The sequence below is a fragment of the Deinococcus aetherius genome (genome assembly GCF_025997855.1).
GTDB classification, from domain to species: domain Bacteria; phylum Deinococcota; class Deinococci; order Deinococcales; family Deinococcaceae; genus Deinococcus; species Deinococcus aetherius.
This window is the reverse complement of sequence record NZ_AP026560.1, coordinates 2,638,653-2,657,062: the sequence shown is the minus strand read 5'-3', so window position 1 is coordinate 2,657,062 and position 18,410 is coordinate 2,638,653. Positions and strand designations below refer to the sequence as shown.

Below are 18,410 nucleotides of genomic sequence, written 5' to 3'. Positions count from 1 at the left end.
GTTGCCCTGTAGCCCTTCCCGCAATTGGACCGCTACGGTAGGGGCGTTCGATCTCGATCCCCAGGAGGTCTCACCATGAAAAATCTGCTGCTCACGGCCGTCCTCGGCACCGTCGCTCTCAGCTCCTGCACCCTCGCGGGGAACCCGGTTCGCAAGGACGTGACCGGACAACTGCGCGGCTTCAGCGCCAACCAGAACCTCGGCCTTGCCCTCGTGGGCTTCAATAACGGCCAGTACACCGCCGACGGCACCCAGTCGCAGGTCATCGACAAGTTCCTGACGGGAGGCTTCGCCCTCGACCTGCCCACCAATGTTCCCTTCGGTACCTACCGCGTGATCGTCTTCCGCGACGCCAACAACGACAACCGCTTCAACACCGGCGACACGGTGCTCAGCCGCGACAACGGCAAGCTCCTCGTGTACACCCAGCGCGACAACCAGTTCTTTGGCGGCACCCGGCGCGGCTGGAACATCTACAACAGCGCGAACGGAAACGTTCAGACCACGCTGCTCAACAACTACGACCTGGAGGCCATCGCCGCCCAGTAAGTCGGGAGGCGGGTCGGGAGGGGAAGGCTCGCGGGCCTTTCCCTTCTTCTTTTTGACTTGCAGGAGGGGAGAAGCTCAACCCCGGGCGCCCACGGCGAGCCGGTCCTCCAACGCCGCCCGCCTCTCCTCCAACTCCGTCTCGCCCAGCACGGGGGGGCCCGCCTCGAAGGTCACGTTTCCCAGCGGCACCCAACTCACGCAGCCCAGCATCTCGGGCGTCTCGGGGAGCCGCAGTGGCGCGGTGAGCGGGCGCACCCGCAGCAGCAGCGCGTGAACCCACGGGCGATTTCGGTAATGGAAGCGCCGCTCGATGGCCCCCGCCGTGAGCGCCTGCTCCGGCTCCAGGGCAAGCGCCTGCTCCAGCGACTCGACCCTGTAGACGGCCACCACCTCGGCGAGGGCGGGGGGCACGATCTTTCCCAGCTCCGGGTCATCCCGCAGCAGGCCCGTGAACTCGGGGCGCAACTCGGCCGGGTTCTGGTGCAGGAAGGTAGGGTAGAGGAGGAAGGCGCGGTGTTCGACCTCGAATCCCTCGTGGGTTTCCATGATGCCGCCCTTGCGGATCAGGAGGGCCGAGCGGCCGGAGGTGAGCGCCTGACACTGGGTATCCCATTCCTTGAGGGCGAAGGTGGTCATGGGGAGAGGGTAGCGCGGAGAGTGCCCCGCCTCGGAGAGGTCCGAGAGGAACCGGCGACTTCTCAAGGAGGTTGTGTGGGGGCGTGAGAAGCAGCAATAGATGTGGTTTGAGTCGTGGCGATCACATGGGCGAACATAGGGGGTTACGTCCGAGAGTCACGCCGCCGCTTGTGCTGGGTGGCGAGAGCAATGCCCATCATGAACCAGGCGAGAGGAGCGAAGCGGATGATCTCGGGCCACGTAAGCAGGTAAGCAGCGTAGGCGAGGAGACCGGCGGAGATACCGGGCAGAAACGTTCGGCTCGACCACAGGGCTGTAGCCACCAGGGCCGTGAACAGAAGGGCGGCAGGAAGACCGTAGGTCAAGGCGTAGTCCAGGTACTCGTTGTGGACCTTGTTGATGGGAAGGACCACCAGCTCGCGTTTGCCGCCCGGGTGGATGACTAAGAAGCGGGGAGCTTCCGTAGGTGCGGCGTTCAGGCGTTTGACGTTGGCGGGCTCATCCTGCCGGAGGCCCGTCTGGCGCTCGCTCGCCAGGGGTTTATTCCGGGTCTGCTCGCGCTCAACGTTCAGGTGCGTCACCACGAAGTGGTGAGCTTGCATGGAAGCGGGGTTCGGGTGTTCAGCCTTTGCGGGGCTTTCTTGACCGGTGTCTTCCAGCAACTCGTTCACCGGGCGTTCGTTCATGGCCTGCCACAGGGCAGGAGTGCCCCAACCGAAGAGAGGGCGCTTGGAGATCCCAAAGAGGGCAGACTGCCACAGCACGCGCCGTCCACTGCTGTCCGCTATCGCCTGACCGGTTCCGTTCGAGTCGCTCGACAGGTTAAAAGCCCGCCCCTCACCCCGAACGGAAACTGTCACGACGCTCAACGCAACCCCAAACAAGACGGCCGCCCACGTCCGAAAAGTAGGCCGGGGGCGGGCCCACACGAGCAACCAGAGGAGCCCCAGGGCCCCTGCAATCCAGGCTCCTCGGGTCAACGACCCCGCCCAACCCCAGGTCATCAACACCACCGCCAGCCAATGCCACCCGCGACGAGGCTGTGCCGCCAGGGTGGCAAGAGCCACGGGCAGCAGCAGGGCCAGTGCCCCTCCCATGTAGCCCCGGTTACCGAGGGTGCCGCCGTAGGGTGTGGCGCTCACGCCCGCCATCGCCCCTTCTCCCGGCACGCCCATCAGTCCGACCTGTTGCAGGATGCTGGTGACGGCAAGCAGGGCCCCTCCGAGGAGGATTGTCCGCCCCAAGAGGAGAGGTGCCTCGGAGTTCGAGCGCATCCAGGCAAAACCTGCCAGCAGCAGCACAGCGTAGATCAGGTGCATCAGCATGCCGTCCGCCCGGTCGGAGGTGCCCCACCAGCCGGGCCAGCCTGCGCGATTCAGGAGTGTGGACAGAATGAGCCAGCCAATCCAGGCGGCCAGGAGGATGAGCAGACCCCGAGTATTACGAAGCGCTTCCCGGTAACGCCAGAGGACAAGCAGGGCGGAGGGCAGCAGGGCGGCGTAGATCCACAGGACTTTGGGGGCTAGGTAAACCTCGTCGAAGGACAGGGCGACGACGGGGTTGATCAGGAGAGGAAGCACCCAGAGCGCCAGCAGGAGCAATCCGGGTGCCGTGTTGGTGAAACCTTCTGGCCTGTGGGCTTGCGTCTGAGTCATCCTCGTCAACCTTAGTCCCCGGTAACGACCGTTCTTCCGTTGTGATAAAAGGTCTTCTCGGTCACGCTGTTGACTGTAACTGTGTAGTCGTCATTGCCCGGGTTGATCTCAATTACGGTGCTGATTACAGAGCTAGGACGTGAGAGGCGGGCCTCGCCTAACAGTGAATCTTCGCAACTCGTTACATTAGGAAGTTTCTGGTTGACTGCATCACGCGCAGATTCTATGGAAGTAATGCAATGCCGTAGATAGGCGATTGCCGCGCCGTTATTAGAATGGCGGCGGGCAGACATTAAGTTGGGGATGAGGACGCTCGCGAGCACACCAAGAATGGCTATCGTGATGAGGAGCTCTACCAGGGTGAAACCGCGAGCTATTCGTTGTGATCGTCCCAGGTTCATGATGTTGACACCCGATATGAAGAAACCCCCACCACAGTCGGTGAGGGTCGGTGAACCACCGTAGGGTTTAGCTGCCGGTGATCTGCTTGCCGTCGTAGCTGAAGGTCTTGCCCGTCTTGCTGACGGCAGCAATGGTGTAGCTGTCGGCGGCGGTGTTGTAGGTAATAGCGCAGCTCGTCAGGCCAGCGGGGGCCGTGACGTTCTGGAGGGTGGCGCAGTTCGTCTCGGTCGGCAGAGCCTGGGTCACGGAGTTACGGTTGGCCTCGACGGCGGTCACGGTGTTGCGAACGAAGCTCTGCACGGCGCTGTCGTTGGCGCGGTTGCGGGCGCTGAGCAGGTTCGGGATGAGCACCGCCGCCAGGATGCCGATGATGGCGATCACGATGAGCAGCTCGATGAGAGTAAAGCCCTGCGTACGCTTCTGGTTCTTCATTTTCTTCTCCTCTGGTGCCGACCGGATAAGGGAGGGATGTCTACAGTCGGCTGGCTATGGCCGGGGCAGGTGCGGGTGTCTCCCGTCCTTGCTGAGAAGAGGTTAGGAAAGGAGCCCTAACAGCCCTCTTACTGCCGGGTGTCTAAGGGCGGGGGTCCCGAGGGGGAGGCGGTACAGCCGGGGCCGGGGTGGTATGATGCGCGGCAGTTCAGCCGGGTCCAGACCGGGCGAATGGGTCGAGCCCCGACCCCAGCAAATTCATTCCCGGCACGTGCCGCGCGTCGTCCACCCTGGGCGAGGCGCCCGGCGTGACGTGCCTGAAAGAGGTTTCCCTTTGGAACTCACGCCGCGCGTTCCCCCGCACAGCAACGACGCCGAGATCAGCGTGCTGGGGAGCATCCTGCTCGATAACGATACGCTTGCGCAACTGGGCGACACGGTCGGCCCTGAGATGTTCTACCGGGAGGGTCACCGCAAGATCTTCGCGGCGATGCGCACGTTGCAGGAGCGGGGCGAGCCGGTCGATCTGGTGACCCTCAGCGAGGACCTGCGGGTGCGGGGGCAGCTCGACGAGGTGGGCGGGCTCACCTACCTGATCGGGCTGGCGGATCAGGTGCCCACCGCCGCCTACGCTGAGCACTACGCGCGGATCGTGCAGGAAAAACATACGCTGCGGCAGCTCATCAGCGCGTCGGGCAAGGCGATGCAACTCGCCTACGAGGCTCAGCTTCCCTTGGAGGACCTCCTCGACCGTGCCGAGAAACTGATCTTCGAGGTCGCCGAGCAGAAGAAGGCCGAGGGCTTCCAGGAGATGAGCGAGGTCGTCCACGACACCTTCGAGTACATCACCCTGCTGCACGCCAACAAGGGCATCCCCGACGGGGTGAGCAGCGGCTTTCGGGACCTCGACGAGCAGATCAGCGGCCTCCAGAAGGGGAGCCTGAACGTGCTGGCGGCGCGGCCCTCGATGGGCAAGTGCGTGACGGCGGACACCCTCATCGACGTGCCGGGGACCGGGGAGAGGATCACGGTCGAGGACTTCGTGCGGCGGGAGCTGCCCACGGTGCTCAGCGTGACCCCGGACGGGACCGTGCGCGAGTCGCGGGTGGGGGCCTGGATCGACAGCGGCGTGAAGGCGGTGCGCCGGGTGACGACCCGCACGGGCCGGGTGGTGGAGACGACGCCCCATCACCCCTTCCTGGGCGTGGACGGCTGGACCCCGCTGTACGACCTGCGGGTGGGGGACCGCATCGCGGCGCCGCGCGCCGTGCCTGTGTTCGGGGAACGGGACGTGCTGAGTGCCGAGCGCGTGCGCCTCCTCGCCTACCTGCTGGCGGAAGGGGGGCTGACGCAAAGCAGTCCAAGGTGGACGAATGCCGACCCCACCCTAGTCGAGGACTTCCGTGCCTGCCTCGCCGCCGAGTTCCCCAAGGTGGAGATGCACGCGGACGCGCGCACGGGCATCGACTATCGGCTCAGCCGGAAGTGGCAGGTGGGGGAACGCAAGGACTGTCTCAATCCCCTGACCGACTGGCTGCGCGAACTCGGGATGTGGGGGAAGCACGCGGAGGCGAAGAGCTTCCCGGGCGGGGTCTGGACGCTCACGCGGGACGGGCTCGCCTCCTTCCTGCGCGTTCTGATGAGTTGCGACGGTACGGTGTACGCCCTCGCCGGGAAGGCACGGATCGAGTTCACGGTGGCGAGTGAGGCGCTGGCACGGGACGTGCATCACGCGCTCGTGCGCTTCGGCATCGTGAGTAAGCTGTGGCGCAAGGGTGAACGCGCGTGGCGGGTGGAGATCACCGAGCCGCGCAGCGTGGCGGACTACCAGACGAAGATCGGGTGGCTGGGGGAGAAGGCGGCGCGGGCTCTCCCGATCAGCCCCGGCACGCGCAGCAACGTCGGCCATCCCCCCGCCGGGGCGTGGGCGCATGTGCGGCGGGCGGCAGGGGCACAGGGTATGAGTCTTTCGGCGCTCGCCCGCGCCGCCGGGGAGAGGACCGGGGGTGGCTTTAACGCCCATACGGGAGGCGGCCTTCCCCAGACCCGTGTCGCCCGTTACGCCGCCGTCCTGGGTGACCCCCACCTCGTCCTGCTGGGCAGCGACGAGCTGTACTGGGACGACATCGTCTCCATTGAGGACGTGGGCGAGCGGCAGGTGTACGACCTGACCGTGCCGGGAGACGCCAACTTCATCGCCGCCGACATCTGCCTGCACAACACGGCCTTCGCCCTCTCCATCGCCCAGAACGTCGCCCTGCGCGGCGAGAAGACGGTCGCGGTCTTCAGCCTGGAGATGCCGAGCGTGCAACTCGCCCTGCGGATGTTGTGCAGTGAAGCGCGCGTGGACATGAACCGCATCCGCAGCGGGCAGCTCAACGAGCGAGACTTCGAGCGGCTCGCGCACGCGGCGGGCCGCCTCGCCGAGGCCCCGATGGTCATCGACGACGAGCCGGACCTAACGCTCAACGGCCTCCGCAGCAAGCTCCGCCGTATCGCCGCGCAGCATGGGCAGCTCGGGCTCGTCGTCATCGACTACCTGCAACTCATGTCAGGCGGCAAGAACAGCGGTGGAAGTGACAACAGACAGCAGGAGATCAGCACTATCTCGCGTGGTTTGAAAGGACTGGCGCGTGAGCTGGAGGTGCCGATCATGGTTTTGAGTCAATTGAGCCGTGCGGTAGAGCAAAGGCCGAATCACAGACCGATGCTCTCCGATTTGAGGGAATCGGGCGCGATTGAACAGGACGCAGATATCGTTATGTTTATATACCGCGACGAATATTACAACAAGGACACTGATCAGCAGGGCATCGCCGAAATTATTATCGGCAAGCAGCGCAACGGTCCCGTCGGCACGGTGAAGTTGCAGTTCCACTCGGCCCATGTGCGCTTCAACGACCTCGCGCCGGAGGGCGTCTGATGACGGACGACCTGAAGGCGGCCACGGGCGGGGCGGGAGGGCAGCGGCGGCGCAGGCGCAGGCGGAACACGCGCCCCGGGGTGTCGCCCGCGCCCGGGCAGATTCCCTCCGTCACGACGGTGCCTGTTCCCGCCGCTCCGCAGAAGCGCGGGCAGAAACGGTCCCTCGCCGAGCCGCGCATCGGGGTGGGGTGCATCGTGCTGCGCGGGGACGAAATCCTGCTCGTGCGCGAGCGGGGGCGCTGGTCGCTGCCCAAGGGCGGCCTGGAGACGGGCGAACTCGTGCAGGAGGGGGCGCGGCGCGAGACCTACGAGGAGACGGGGCTCGTCGTGGAGCTGCGCGACCTCGCCTTCATCGTCGAGTTCCAGGCGCAGACGTGGGGTCACCACCTCCAGTTTTTCTACACGGGCCGGGAGGTCGGCGGCACGCTTCAGCCCCGCGACCCCGACCGAGACGTGCAGGAGGCCCGGTTCGTGCCCATCCGGCAACTGCGCGAATTTATCCGTTTCCGGCCCCGCCTCGTCGCGCTGGAAACGTGGCTGCGCGAGCGGCGGCCCCGGCACTTCGTCTTCAACCTCGACAAGGAGCCCGCCATGCTCCGCAAACGGCGCCGGGTCGGGGTAGGCCCCGCCGTGCCCGAGATCGCCGACGACGCGAACGACGAGCCCGACCTGTAGGACGGGGCCGAGGGGCGGGCTGCCCTTGCCACCCCTCCGGGAACAACGAGGTGTGGGAAAGCGACGGCCTGGACGAGGTCGGGGCGTTTCCCACTCTTGTTTTTCTGCTACAATCAGAATATGAAACGTCCGTTACGTATCAAAGAGGACCATCATCCCACCAGCGGACGCGGGTACATTCATGTCTGCCCGTTGTGCGGTCAACCCCTTTCGCTTTACGACACCCGCGACGGGGACCAGGCGTACTGGTGCGAGCCGTGCGGCAAGGGCCATCGGGCGGGCGAGCTGCCGCTGGGCGCCCTGCGTCCCCTGCCGCACGCGGGCTGATTCCCTTCGCCTCCTTGCCGGAGGGGTTGGGGGCGCTATGCTGAGGGGCATGACCTCCGCCTCCTCTTTCCGTGCCGCGCCCGCCCTGGACGGGCAGGTGATCGCCGTGACGAGCGCGGACCAGGGGTACGGCCGGACGATCAGCGCGGCGCTGGCGCGGGCTGGCGCGAGCGTGGTGCTCGTCGGGGGCAACAGCGAGACGCTGGCCGCCGCCGCGAGTACCCTGGAACTCGCAGGCGGGACCGCCGTGCCCATCAAGGCGGACGTGGGCGTGCCCCTCGACTGGCTGAGCGCGCAGACCCGCATCCTGGAGATCTTCGGGGCGCTGCACGGCATCGTTCACCTCGCCGACAAGCGGGCGCACACCAACTTCACGATGCTCAGCGAGGCCGAGTGGATGGAGCTCTTCAACTGCAACGTGAAGAGCAGCGTCGGGATAGCGCAGATCGTCCGTCGTCGCCTGGGTGGCACCTGGCTTACCATCGTCGGCCCGCACCTCGACGAGCGGGGATTACAGGTCCATCCCCAGCGGGGCGCGATCCGGGGACTGGTGGAACACGCCCAGGATGAGGAGTTGCGGATCAACCTCGTGCTGCCGGGGCGGGCGAGCACCGGGGAGGAGGCCCTCGACCGACCGCTGGCGGACGCTGTCCTCGCCCTCGCCACCCCGGCCCTGCTCCACCTGCGCGGCACCGTCCTGGAGGTGCCCCTGCCGCCCGCGCCCCGGGTGCGTGCTCCCGATCCCGCCCTGCTGCTGTGAGGTGCCCGTATTGCTCGGCGCCCGACTCCAAGGTCGTGAACTCGCGCCCCAGCGACGACGGGGCGAGCATTCGCCGTCGCCGCGAGTGCCTGCGCTGCGCCCGGCGATTCACCACCTATGAGCGTGCCCAACTCGAACCCCTGATGGTCGTCAAGCGCGGCGGCCAGCGGGAAGCCTTCAACCCCGACAAGCTCCTGCGCGGCCTGACCCTCGCCACCGAGAAGCGCCCGGTGCCCGCCGAACTGCTCCGCGCCTTCGCCTACGGCTTCGAGGACGAGGTGCAGGTTCCCGAGATTTCGAGCGGCGAGATCGGCAAGCGCGCGATGAGCTTCCTGCGCCCCCTCGACGACGTGGCCTACATCCGCTTCGCCAGCGTGTACCGGGACTTCGACAGCCTGGAAAGATTTATCGAGGAGATTCGCGGGCTCAAGGACGGGGGAGAGGGTTAGAGGGCGGACGGGCTCCTGATGCCGCTGCCATCAGGTTATCGTCAATTGGATTTTTGCGCCATTGGGTAAGTCCCGGAGTTGAGTCGCCAGATGCCCTCGGAAACGCATTCCTTCCACTGCGGGCACCGCTTTCAGATTGCCCATGTCGAAAGCTCCACCCAGCACGAAGGGTTGCGTAGGCACCAGTCGGTGATCTTGCAGTAGAGAGCCGTATTGACTTTGCCAAGCTTGGGCCAGCGACCAGCCACTCCAGTAATCGTTGCTAATGACAGCCTCAGCCCATCCAGCAACAGTGGGGGCGACTAACTCTGTAGCACCTGTTTCGGCATCGAACAGAACAACCCCCGTCTGATGCAATGCGAAGGGGTTGCCGAAGACGTCCTGTGCGAAAAAGAAGTAACCGTCGGTTAGCTCCTCATAGGCGAAGCGCCAGGTTTCCGAAGCATTCCAAAAGCTGAGTGTTAGGCCGCTAGGTGCAGCGGGAAGAAGATGAACAGCCCCTTCCAAGGCGTAGAAGCCGTTGCGAAGAGCGAGGAGGTGTTGAAGCTCGTCAAGCAGCATACCTACTCCATTTGCAGCAATGGGCATGGTAGGCGGAGCGGTACAGAGGGGAGGGCCAGCGATGTCAAGCAGCCTGTTGAACGAGGACACACCCCAAGTGTAAAACCAGAAGGCTCAAAAAATCCCCGCGCAAGAGCGGGGATGAGAAGGCTAAGAGGGAGCTGTGTTACCGACGCCTAAGCCAGCCCTGCACCGTTCCCACCACCCCCCGGCGGAAGAACAGCACCACGAGCACGAAAACGAGGCCCGTCACGATCCCCACCGGAAGGTTCGCCGTCGTCAGCACGTCGCGCAGGAGCAGCACCAGGCCCGCGCCGATCACCGGGCCGAAGAGGGTGGTCGTGCCGCCGAGGAGGGTCATCATGACGACCTCGCCCGAGGTGCGCCAGTTCACGACCTCCAGGCTCACGACCCCGTGCCCGAAGGTGTACAGGCTCCCCGCCAGCCCGGCGAGCGTCGCGCTGATCAGGAAAGCCGTGAACTTGAAGCGGTTGGGGTTGTACCCGATGCTCTGGGCCCTCTGCTCGTTGTCGCGCACCGCTTGGAGGGCCTGCCCGAAGGGGCTGCGGATCGTGCGGTAGGCGATGTAAAAGCCGACGGCAAACACTGCCAGCGCGAAGTAGTAACGCGTGACCGAATCGCTGAAGTCCAGCCCCAGGAAGCCCGGGCGCGCGAAACCCTGAAGGCCGTTCTCGCCGCCCGTCACGTCGGTCCATTGCAGCGCCAGGAAGGAGAGCATCTGCGCGAAGGCGAGCGTGATCATGGAGAAGTAGATGCCGACCGAGCGCACGCTGAGGAAGGCGACCGGCACGGCGATCAGAAGCGCGGCGCCCGTCCCGCCCAGCATGGCGACGGGAACGCTCTGCCCGTGCCCGAGGAGAAAGGCCGTCACGTACGCGCTCGTGCCCCAGAAGGCCGCGTGCCCGAAACTCAGCAGGCCGGAGAAGCCGAACAGCAGGTCGAAGGCGACGGCAAAGAGACCCCAGGCCAGGATGTCGAGCGCGAGCACCGGGTAGATCAGCCGGGGCAGGATCAAGAGGACGATTCCCAGCCCGATCAGCCACGCCGCGCGGACATTGCGCTCCCGGGCCGTCCGGGCGGCGGTGCGGGGGAGGACCGTCATCGCGCCCCTTCCGGCAGCCCGAAGAGCCCGCTGGGACGCACGAGGAGCACAATCGCCATCAGGATGAAGACGAGCGTGTTGGCGATGGGAGGGTAGAGGGCCGCGCCCACGGCGGCGAGGACGCCCACCGCGAAGCCGGTCACCACGCTCCCCAGGATGCTCCCCATCCCGCCGATCACCACCACCGCGAAGGTCGTGATGATGAGTTCGGCGCCCATGTACGGCTCCACCGAGTAGATCGGGGCGGCGAGGACCCCGGCGAGACCCGCCAGCCCCACACCGACGCCGAACACGCCCGTCACCCACTTGCCCACGTCGATGCCGAAGGCCCGGGTCACGTTCGGGTTCTCCGTGCTCGCGCGGATGATCGCGCCCACCCGGGTCTTCTCGATCACGAGCCAGGTGATGAGGCAGACCACGAGCGCGAGGCCGATCACGAAGAGGCGGTATTTGGGAAAGACGACGAAGCCGAGGTTGACGACCCCCGAGAGCGCGGCGGGCGGCGTGTAGGGCGCGCTCGACACCGCGTACTGCGAGAGCATGACCTGCTTCACGAGGTCCTGGGTGAGCAGCGTCAGCCCGAAGGTCAGGAGCAGGTTGTAACTCGGCTCCAGCCCGTACAGCCGCGAGAGCAACGACCGCTCCAGCACCACGCCGATCAGCCCCACGATGAGCGGTGCGAGGATCAGAGACGGCCAGAAGCCCAGCCCGAAGGCCTGCCCCAGCGCGAACGCGGTGAAGGCGCCGAGCATGTAGAGCGCCCCGTGCATGAAGTTCACGATGCGCAGCATCCCGAAGATGACGGCGAGGCCAAGGCTGAGCAGCGCGTAGAAGGCGCCGTTCACCAGGCCGTTGAACACCTGAATCAGCAGGAGTTGTGTGTTCATGGGTCACGTCCAGGGGTCGGCGCCGGAGCCGCCGGGGTCAGGCTCCCCTCCCCGGCGCCCCGGCCCCTCATCCCTCTTTTCACATCTTGCACTTGCTCTCGGCCAGGGGCATGAACGCCTTGGCTGCCGGGATGGTGGACAGGCGGGTGAAGATGTCGCCGTTCTCCTTCGCCTGGGCCTTCGGCTTGACCTGCACGGTGTGCACGTCGAGGAGCACCCGGTGGTCCTGCGGGCGGATGGTGGCGTTGCGGGCGAAGAAGTCGTTGAAGGAGTAGCCCTCCAGCGCCTTGACCACGGCGTCGCTCTCGTCGGTTTTCGCGCGGGCGACGGCCTGGAGGTAGGTCATGGTGGCGGAGTACACCCCGGCCTGCGCCCAGGTGGGTTTCTTGCCGAAGGCCTTCTCGAACTTGGCGGCCCAGACGCGGCTGCGAGCGTCGAGGTTCCAGAACCACGGCACGGTGGCGATAGCCCCCGCGAAGGCGTCCTGGCCGAGGGCTGCCACGTCCGTCTCGAAGAGCAGGCCGATCCCCAGCCCGATCCCCTGGTTCTTGAGTCCGAACTCGTTGTACTGCTTGACCACGTTCACGAGGTCGGCGCCCGCCTGCATGGTGCCGAAGATCTTGGGCTTCAGGCTCTGCGCCTTGAGCAGGTACGAGGAGAAGTCGGTGTTCGGGAAGGGCGTCGCGTCGCTGGGGGCCACGAGCCTGCCGCCGTTCTCCTGGATCGCCGCCGTCATCTGGCGGTTGAGGTCCTGCCCGAAGGCGTAGTTGGGGTAGATGATGAACCAGTTCTTGCCGCCGCGCTGGGTGACCGCCGTGCCCGTGCCGTTGGCGAGCATGTAGTTGTCGTAGGCGTAGTGGAAGGTGTACTTGTTGCACTTCTCGTTCGTCAGGGCGGTGGTCGCCCCCGTCACCACCATCGCCACGACCTTCTTGTTCTTGGCGACCTCGCTCGCGGCCAGGGCGGCGCTGGAGGTCGGCATGTCCACGAGCATGTCCACGTTCTGACGGTCGATCATCTCGGCGGCCTTGTTGCTCGCCACGTCGGCCTTGTTCTGGTGGTCCACGCCCACGACCTGCACCTTGCCCCGAAAGGCGGGGTTGGCGGCCATGAAGTCGGCGGCGGCCATCTGAGCGGCCTTCACGCTGCCCTGCCCGGAGAGTTCGGAGTACACACCCGAGAGGTCGGTCAGGACGCCCACCTTCACCGCGTTGTCGCTGAGCTTCACGCTCTGGGCGAGGGCGGGGGCGGCGGTAAGGGCGGCGGAGAGCAGAACGGTCAGGGTCTTCTTGTGCATGGGTTCCTCCGGGGAAAAGGGGAGAGGGGGTTAGACGCTGAGGTAACGCAGGAGGTCGGAACGGCGGGCCTCCACCTCATCGCGGCGGACCTCATCGACGACGTGGCCGTCCACGAGGACGTAATGGCGGTCGGCGAGGCGGGTGGCGAAGCGGAGGTTCTGCTCGACGAGGATGACGGCCAGACCCTCGCGGCGCAGTTCCGAGAGCATGTCGCCGATGCGCTGGACGATGACGGGGGCCAGACCCTCGCTCGGCTCGTCGAGGAGGAGGAGTTTCGGGCCGCTGCGCAGCACCCGCACGATGGCGAGCATCTGCTGTTCGCCGCCCGAGAGCTTGCTGCCGGGGTGATGACCGCGCTCGCGCAGGACGGGAAAGGCCTGATACGCGCGCTCCGCACTCCAGCCGCCGGGCCGCGCGGGGGGGAGTTCCAGGTTCTCGCGGACGGTGAGGCTGCTCAGGATCGCGCGTTCCTCGGGCACCCAGGCGAGGCCACGCGCGGCGATGCGGTTGCTCGGCAGCCGGGTGAGGTCCTGGCCCCCGAAGGTGACGCGGCCCGTGCGGCTCCGCAAAACGCCCATGATCGACTTGAGGGTGGTCGTCTTGCCCGCGCCGTTGCGCCCGATCAGGCTGACGACCTCGCCGGGCATGACGTGGAGGTTCACCCCGTGCAGGACGTGACTCTGGCCGTAAAAAGCGTTCAGGTCGCGGACTTCGAGCAGCGGCGCCGTGCCCGCCGGGGCGGGAGAGGGCCGGGGGGCGGAGGCCGTCACCCGTGCGCCTCTTCTCCCAGATACGCCTCGATGACGCGGGGGTCGCGCCTCACCTCGTCGTAGCTCCCGCTGGCGAGCACCTGTCCGTACTGCAAGACGGTGATGCGGTCGGCGAGCTGCGCAACCACGCTCATGTTGTGCTCGACGAGGACGACCGTGCGCCCGCGCGCCACCTGCCGCACGAGGGCGATCACCCTACTCACCCCCTCCGACCCCATGCCGCTCGTCGGCTCGTCGAGGAGGAGGACGCGCGGGTCCTGGGTCAGCGAGATGCCGATTTCGAGCTGCCGCTTCTCCCCGTGGCCGAGGTCGGCGGCGAGGCGGGCGTGGGCGGCGTCGAGCCCCACGTCCGCGAGAATCTGGTCGGCGCGCGGGCCGAGGGCCTCCAGCCGCGAGAGGGGCGTCCAGAATTGCCGGGGTAGGCTGGTCGGCGACTGCAAGGCCACGATCACGTTCTCCCGCACCGTCAGGCTGGGAAAGACGCTGCTGATCTGGAAAGAACGGGAGAGCCCCCGCCGCACAATCGCGTGGGGGGGCAAGGTGTCGATGCGCTCTCCGAAGAGGGTGACCTCGCCGCTGGTGGGCCGCAGGAAGCCCGAGAGCAGGTTGAAGAGGGTCGTCTTGCCCGCCCCGTTCGGCCCGATGATGGCGTGAATTTCGCCCTCGCGGATGTCGAGGCTCACGGCGTTCGTGGCCCGGAAGCCCCGGAAGTCCTTCACCAGCCCCCGGGCCTGGAGGGCGATGGTGCCCGGTGGGCCTGTCTGCACGTTCTGAACAGCCTGCGGGGCCGTCATGGTCTGGGACCGAATGCGTGTTCGGGCATCTTCCCCCCTTCCTGAATTTGCGGTACGGGGAGGAGTCTAGCGTGCGCGCGTCACGGTGCGGTTACATCCTGCCTGGACGAACCACCGCCCGCACGCCTCCCTCCGTCGCCAGGAACTCCACCCGCAGGTCGTGGGCCTCGGCGGGCAGGGCGGGCACGACGAGGGCCCCCGGGACCACGCCGACGGTCAGCCCCGTGAAGTCGGGGAGCAGGCGGTCGTAGAAGCCGCCCCCGTACCCCAGCCGCACACCCGAGCGGTCGAAGGCGAGGGCAGGAAGCAGCACCGCCTCCACCGTGGCGAGGGGCACGCGCGGCGCGTTCGCCGGGGGCTGGAGCACCCCGAAGCGGCTCGGCTCGGTCGCCGTCTCCCAGCGGTGGAGCGTCAGATGCGGCCCGGGCCGGAAGCGGGCGCGGGTGGTCAGCAGCTCGAACTCCCGTGCGAGGGCGCCCACGTCCGGCTCCCCGGGGAGGGCGCGGTAGGCGAGAACCCGCCGCACTCCCCGTCCGTGCAGGAAGGCGGCGAGGTGGGCCGTGACCTGTGGTGAGTCATTCGGCAGACCCGAGCGCAGCTCACGCGCCCAGGTCCGCCACTGAGCCTTAGGCGCGCCTGGCGCCGGACGAGCAAGCATCCGACGTCCTCGCCTACCCGACCTCCTTCGGCCCCTTCAGCCCGCTGCGCCCCTCCCGCCCCTGCAACACGGTGGCCACGTCGGCGGGGCTGACGCCCACCTCCGCCATCGTGAAGAGGGTGTGGAACAGCAGGTCGGCGACCTCGGTGGCGAGTTCGGCACGGTCCCCGTTCTTCGACGCGAGCAGGACCTCGCCCGCCTCCTCGGCGACCTTTTTGAGGACCCGGTCGAGGCCCCCGGCGTGCAGCCGCGCGACGTAGCTGTTCTCGGGCAGGGTGGCGAGGCGTTCGGTGATCGTCGCGTAGACCCGTTCCAGCGTGTCGCCCAGCCCGGTCTGAGTCGTTTCCTCTCCCAGCAGGGGCCGGTGGAAGCAGGAATACTCCCCGGTGTGGCAGGCGGGACCCGTCTGTTCGACCCGGTAGAGCACACTGTCCCCGTCGCAGTCGAGGGCGACCGAGACGACCCGCTGGGTGTGCCCGCTGCTGAGCCCCTTGACCCACTGCTCGCCGCGCGAACGGCTGTAGTAGGTGGCCTCGCGCGTTTGCAACGTCCGCTCGACCGCCGCCCGGTCGGCGTAAGCCTGCATCAGCACGGCGCCCGTCCGCGCGTCCTGGGTCACGACCGGGATCAGGCCGTCCGCGCCAAAGCGCAGGTCGTCGAGCCCCGGGGCCGTCACAGGTCCCTCCAGTCGGGGCGCACGGGCAGCCCCTCGCCCTTGAGATAGTTCTTCACCTCGGGCACCGTTAGCTCCCCGAAGTGGAAGACGCTCGCCGCTAGGGCCGCGTCCGCGTGGCCGCCGGACTCGCCGCCAAGGAGCACGTCCCGGAAGTCCTCCAGCCGCCCCGCCCCCCCCGAGGCGATCACGGGGAGGTCCACCGCCGAGGCGACCGCGCGGGTGGCCGTAAGGTCGAAGCCCGCCCGGGTGCCGTCGGCGTCCATCACGTTCAGGCAGATTTCGCCCGCGCCGAGCGTCTGCCCCCGCTCCGCCCACTCGATGAGGTCGAGGCCACTGTCCACCCGCCCGCCGCCGACGTGGACGGTCCAGCCCTCCCCGTTCGGGCGCCGTTTGGCGTCGATGCTGAGCACGACGCACTGGGCGCCGAAGTGATCGCTGGCCTCGCGGATCACCTCCGGGCGCCGCACCGCCCCGCTGTTCACGCTGATCTTGTCGGCCCCGGCGAGGAGGAGCTGACGGAAGTCGGACACGGCGTTCACCCCACCCCCCACCGTCAGCGGCATCATGACCTGCTCGGCGACGCGGGCGGCCACGTCGAGCATGAGATGACGGCCCTCGTGCGTCGCCGTGATGTCGTAGAAGACCAGTTCGTCGGCCTGCTGCGCCTCGTAGGCCCGGGCGAGCGCGAGGGGGTCCCCGGCGTCACGGTGGTTCTCGAAGAACCGGACATTCTTGACCACCCGCCCGTTCTGCACGTCCAGGCAGGGGATGATGCGCTTCGTGAGCATAGAGGTCAGTTTACGCGCGGTGCCGGGAACCAATTTCTGCCCTGCGTGGTGGCGTGTAGACGAGTGCCTCTACAGGCGTCCTGCCTTGCCGGTCAGCTTGATACAATCTTCATGTTCGGACCCGTTAAGCTGGGTCGCAAGGGGGAGAGGACCCGTGGAACGCCGACGTATTCTGCTCGTAGACGACAACCCACATGACGTGGAGCTTGCCTTGAACGCCTTTCAGGAGGGCGGCGAAGAGCACGAGGTTTTTGTCGCGGGCAGCGGTCCCGAGGCGCTCGCTGCCCTGCGCGCCCCGGAAAACCTGCCCGACCTGATCCTGCTCGACCTGAAGATGCCGCATATGGACGGGCTCGCCGTGCTCGACGCCATCCGCAGCGAGACGGCGACCCGCGACATTCCCGTCGTCATGCTCACCACCAGCGGCGAGGACCGCGACATCCAGGCGAGCTACGACCACGGCGCGAGCGCGTACGTGGTCAAGCCCCTCGACTTCGGGCAGTTTCAGCAGGCGGTGCAGACGATCACCAACTTCTGGGCGCGGCTCAACCGCCACCCCCGCTTCGGCTGAGGTTCGGGAGTCGCCAGTCGCCAGCTTCCGGTCGCCGGGAAAACGAAAAGAGCGGCAGGAGCGGCTGTTTTTTGCCGTTCCTCCGGGAGTCGCCGTGAGGGCGTCAGTGTCGTCCACTTCTTCTGGCGACTGGCCCCTGGCGACTTGCTGGCGCCTCCCCCGGCCAAATGTTCTAGGCTGACCCCATGCGCGTATGGATCGGCTGCGGCGGTTACAGCAACGAGGAATGGGCGGCTCCCGGCCTGATCTACGAGGGCGTCAAGAAAGACACCTACCTGGAGACGTACGCCCGGCACTTCGACGCCGTGGAACTCAACTCCTCCTTCTACGCGATTCCCGGCCTCAAGGCCTTCGAGGGCATGGCCCGCAAGAGCGCCGGGCGCACCCGCTTCACGGTCAAGGTGAATAAGGTCTTCACCCACGACCGCGCCCCCACCGACGCCGACTTCGACCGGATGCTCCAGAGCCCCGGCCCTCTCGCCGACGCCGGACTTCTCGGCCCCTACCTCGCCCAGTTCCCGTACTCCTTCCACCGGACGGCGGACAACCGCAAGTACCTCCTGGGCCTCGCCGAGCGGTTTGCCGGGCACGAACTCGCCGTCGAACTCCGCCACGCCAGTTGGGACAAGCCCGAGGTGCGCGAGGCGATGGCCGAATACGGCCTGATCTGGGTCAGCCCCGACTACCCGGTGGTCGGCGGGATGCCCGAGCCGCAGGTCCACGTCACGACCGACGTGGGTTACCTGCGGCTGCACGGGCGCAACAAGGGCAGTTGGTGGGAGGGCTCAAGTGCCGCCGAGAGGCACGACTACCTCTATAACCGCGCCGAGATGGACGAGTGGGCGGAGAAGATCGCCCTCGTCGCCGATGACCTCAGCGAGCTGTACATCTTTTTCCAGAACACGACGAAGGGCCACGCGCTGAAGAACATCCCCATGCTGCGGGAGGCATTGAACGCGCGCGGCATTCCGGTGAAGACGCCCGACCCGGCGGACGACGGGCGATTGATGTGAGGGGTGTGGCCGCGTGAGGTTCCTGTGCGAGTGCGGCGCAGAGATCAAGGACCAAGACGACGCCTTACCCTTCAAGGCGCATCTGATGCCCGATGAGAACTTCTTCGGCTTCTTGGACCACCTCCGGGACCTCTTGGATAGACTGGTCAGCGTAGACGACGGGCGCGGAGCAACCGCGACGGTCCAGGTCGTGCCCTTCCGAAACAAGTTGCAGCGAGAGATGAGCCTTCTCGTCGGACAATCCTTTCGTCACCTCTACCAATGCCCGGAGTGTGGACGTCTGCACATTGATAGTTTGGACGGGAAGCACGGTTTCTCGTTCAAACCTGAGGCCGAGGACACGCCGAGGAATCTCCTACAATCGTTCACTCCTCCCGACTGACCGCATCTGACACGTGGGCAGGACTTCAAGCGGTTGTGCATTCACCCCGCCTGCCTCCTTGCCCTCAAACCGATTAAGA

21 protein-coding genes are annotated in these 18,410 nt (G+C 66.7%); 8 read left to right on the top strand and 13 right to left on the bottom strand.

All coding sequences use genetic code 11. The features are described from left to right. Positions 1-75 precede the first annotated feature (75 nt). Positions 76-549, top strand: a complete 474-nt coding sequence (locus DAETH_RS13525) for a hypothetical protein (protein WP_264775399.1) — start codon at positions 76-78, stop codon at positions 547-549. Between the two features lie 75 nt (positions 550-624). On the opposite strand, the gene DAETH_RS13520 is transcribed toward DAETH_RS13525, so the two are convergent. From DAETH_RS13520 to DAETH_RS24540, 4 genes are all read right to left on the bottom strand, one after another. Next, on the bottom strand, positions 625-1,185 hold the full coding sequence (locus DAETH_RS13520; RefSeq protein WP_264775398.1) for a DUF1802 family protein: 561 nt from the start codon (positions 1,183-1,185) through the stop codon (positions 625-627). Between the two features lie 143 nt (positions 1,186-1,328). Next, complete coding sequence (locus tag DAETH_RS13515) at positions 1,329-2,840, bottom strand: O-antigen ligase family protein (protein WP_264775397.1); 1,512 nt, start codon at positions 2,838-2,840, stop codon at positions 1,329-1,331. Positions 2,841-2,851: 11 nt separating this feature from the next. Beyond that, positions 2,852-3,241 (bottom strand): prepilin-type N-terminal cleavage/methylation domain-containing protein, encoded by a 390-nt coding sequence (locus tag DAETH_RS13510; protein WP_264775396.1) that lies wholly within the window; start codon positions 3,239-3,241, stop codon positions 2,852-2,854. A gap of 67 nt (positions 3,242-3,308) precedes the next feature. Further along, positions 3,309-3,674: a prepilin-type N-terminal cleavage/methylation domain-containing protein gene (locus DAETH_RS24540; RefSeq protein ID WP_319993718.1), complete on the bottom strand. Its 366-nt coding sequence runs from the start codon at positions 3,672-3,674 to the stop codon at positions 3,309-3,311. Positions 3,675-3,867: 193 nt separating this feature from the next. Between DAETH_RS24540 and dnaB the strand changes: the two genes are divergently transcribed. The 5 genes from dnaB to nrdR all read left to right on the top strand — a co-directional run bounded on the left by dnaB (position 3,868) and on the right by nrdR (position 8,810). After that, a complete protein-coding gene (dnaB, locus tag DAETH_RS13495) occupies positions 3,868-6,597 on the top strand; it encodes a replicative DNA helicase (RefSeq protein ID WP_319993717.1) in 2,730 nt (909 codons plus the stop codon). After that, positions 6,597-7,274 (top strand): NUDIX hydrolase, encoded by a 678-nt coding sequence (locus tag DAETH_RS13490; RefSeq protein ID WP_264775394.1) that lies wholly within the window; start codon positions 6,597-6,599, stop codon positions 7,272-7,274. The genes dnaB and DAETH_RS13490 overlap by 1 nt, the downstream gene beginning before the upstream one ends. A 120-nt stretch (positions 7,275-7,394) precedes the next feature. Continuing rightward, entirely contained in the window at positions 7,395-7,601 is a 207-nt protein-coding gene (locus DAETH_RS13485; protein WP_264775393.1) for a hypothetical protein, read from the top strand. Between the two features lie 49 nt (positions 7,602-7,650). Further along, positions 7,651-8,361, top strand: a complete 711-nt coding sequence (locus DAETH_RS13480; protein ID WP_264775392.1) for an SDR family oxidoreductase — start codon at positions 7,651-7,653, stop codon at positions 8,359-8,361. Continuing rightward, positions 8,358-8,810, top strand: a complete 453-nt coding sequence (gene nrdR, locus DAETH_RS13475) for a transcriptional regulator NrdR (protein ID WP_264775391.1) — start codon at positions 8,358-8,360, stop codon at positions 8,808-8,810. Before DAETH_RS13480 ends, nrdR begins: the two co-directional genes overlap by 4 nt. A 30-nt stretch (positions 8,811-8,840) precedes the next feature. Here the strand turns inward: nrdR and DAETH_RS13470 are convergent, their stop codons facing one another. The 9 genes from DAETH_RS13470 to hisF form a co-directional block, all read right to left on the bottom strand. Continuing rightward, entirely contained in the window at positions 8,841-9,371 is a 531-nt protein-coding gene (locus tag DAETH_RS13470) for an SMI1/KNR4 family protein (RefSeq protein ID WP_264775390.1), read from the bottom strand. 166 nt (positions 9,372-9,537) lie between these two features. Next, entirely contained in the window at positions 9,538-10,494 is a 957-nt protein-coding gene (locus tag DAETH_RS13465; RefSeq protein ID WP_264775389.1) for a branched-chain amino acid ABC transporter permease, read from the bottom strand. Beyond that, positions 10,491-11,381: a branched-chain amino acid ABC transporter permease gene (locus DAETH_RS13460; RefSeq protein WP_264775388.1), complete on the bottom strand. Its 891-nt coding sequence runs from the start codon at positions 11,379-11,381 to the stop codon at positions 10,491-10,493. Before DAETH_RS13460 ends, DAETH_RS13465 begins: the two co-directional genes overlap by 4 nt. A 79-nt stretch (positions 11,382-11,460) precedes the next feature. Further along, a complete protein-coding gene (locus DAETH_RS13455) occupies positions 11,461-12,678 on the bottom strand; it encodes an ABC transporter substrate-binding protein (protein ID WP_264775387.1) in 1,218 nt (405 codons plus the stop codon). Between the two features lie 30 nt (positions 12,679-12,708). Beyond that, entirely contained in the window at positions 12,709-13,449 is a 741-nt protein-coding gene (locus DAETH_RS13450) for an ABC transporter ATP-binding protein (RefSeq protein ID WP_264775386.1), read from the bottom strand. Then, a complete protein-coding gene (locus tag DAETH_RS13445) occupies positions 13,446-14,243 on the bottom strand; it encodes an ABC transporter ATP-binding protein (protein WP_264775385.1) in 798 nt (265 codons plus the stop codon). The genes DAETH_RS13450 and DAETH_RS13445 overlap by 4 nt, the downstream gene beginning before the upstream one ends. A 91-nt stretch (positions 14,244-14,334) precedes the next feature. Then, a complete protein-coding gene (locus DAETH_RS13440) occupies positions 14,335-14,901 on the bottom strand; it encodes a 5-formyltetrahydrofolate cyclo-ligase (protein WP_264775384.1) in 567 nt (188 codons plus the stop codon). Between the two features lie 13 nt (positions 14,902-14,914). Continuing rightward, positions 14,915-15,577 (bottom strand): bifunctional phosphoribosyl-AMP cyclohydrolase/phosphoribosyl-ATP diphosphatase HisIE, encoded by a 663-nt coding sequence (gene hisIE, locus DAETH_RS13435; protein ID WP_264775383.1) that lies wholly within the window; start codon positions 15,575-15,577, stop codon positions 14,915-14,917. Beyond that, positions 15,574-16,365, bottom strand: a complete 792-nt coding sequence (gene hisF, locus DAETH_RS13430; protein ID WP_264775382.1) for an imidazole glycerol phosphate synthase subunit HisF — start codon at positions 16,363-16,365, stop codon at positions 15,574-15,576. Before hisF ends, hisIE begins: the two co-directional genes overlap by 4 nt. Before the next feature lie 154 nt (positions 16,366-16,519). On the opposite strand from hisF, the gene DAETH_RS13425 reads away from it, so the two are divergent. Next, positions 16,520-16,936 carry a response regulator gene (locus DAETH_RS13425; protein WP_264775381.1) on the top strand — a complete coding sequence of 139 codons (417 nt, stop codon included), beginning with the start codon at positions 16,520-16,522 and terminating at the stop codon, positions 16,934-16,936. Positions 16,937-17,121: 185 nt separating this feature from the next. Next, the gene (locus DAETH_RS13420; RefSeq protein ID WP_264775380.1) at positions 17,122-17,949 is read left to right on the top strand and encodes a DUF72 domain-containing protein; all 828 of its coding nucleotides are present in this window, start codon (positions 17,122-17,124) and stop codon (positions 17,947-17,949) included. Positions 17,950-18,410: the final 461 nt, after the last annotated feature.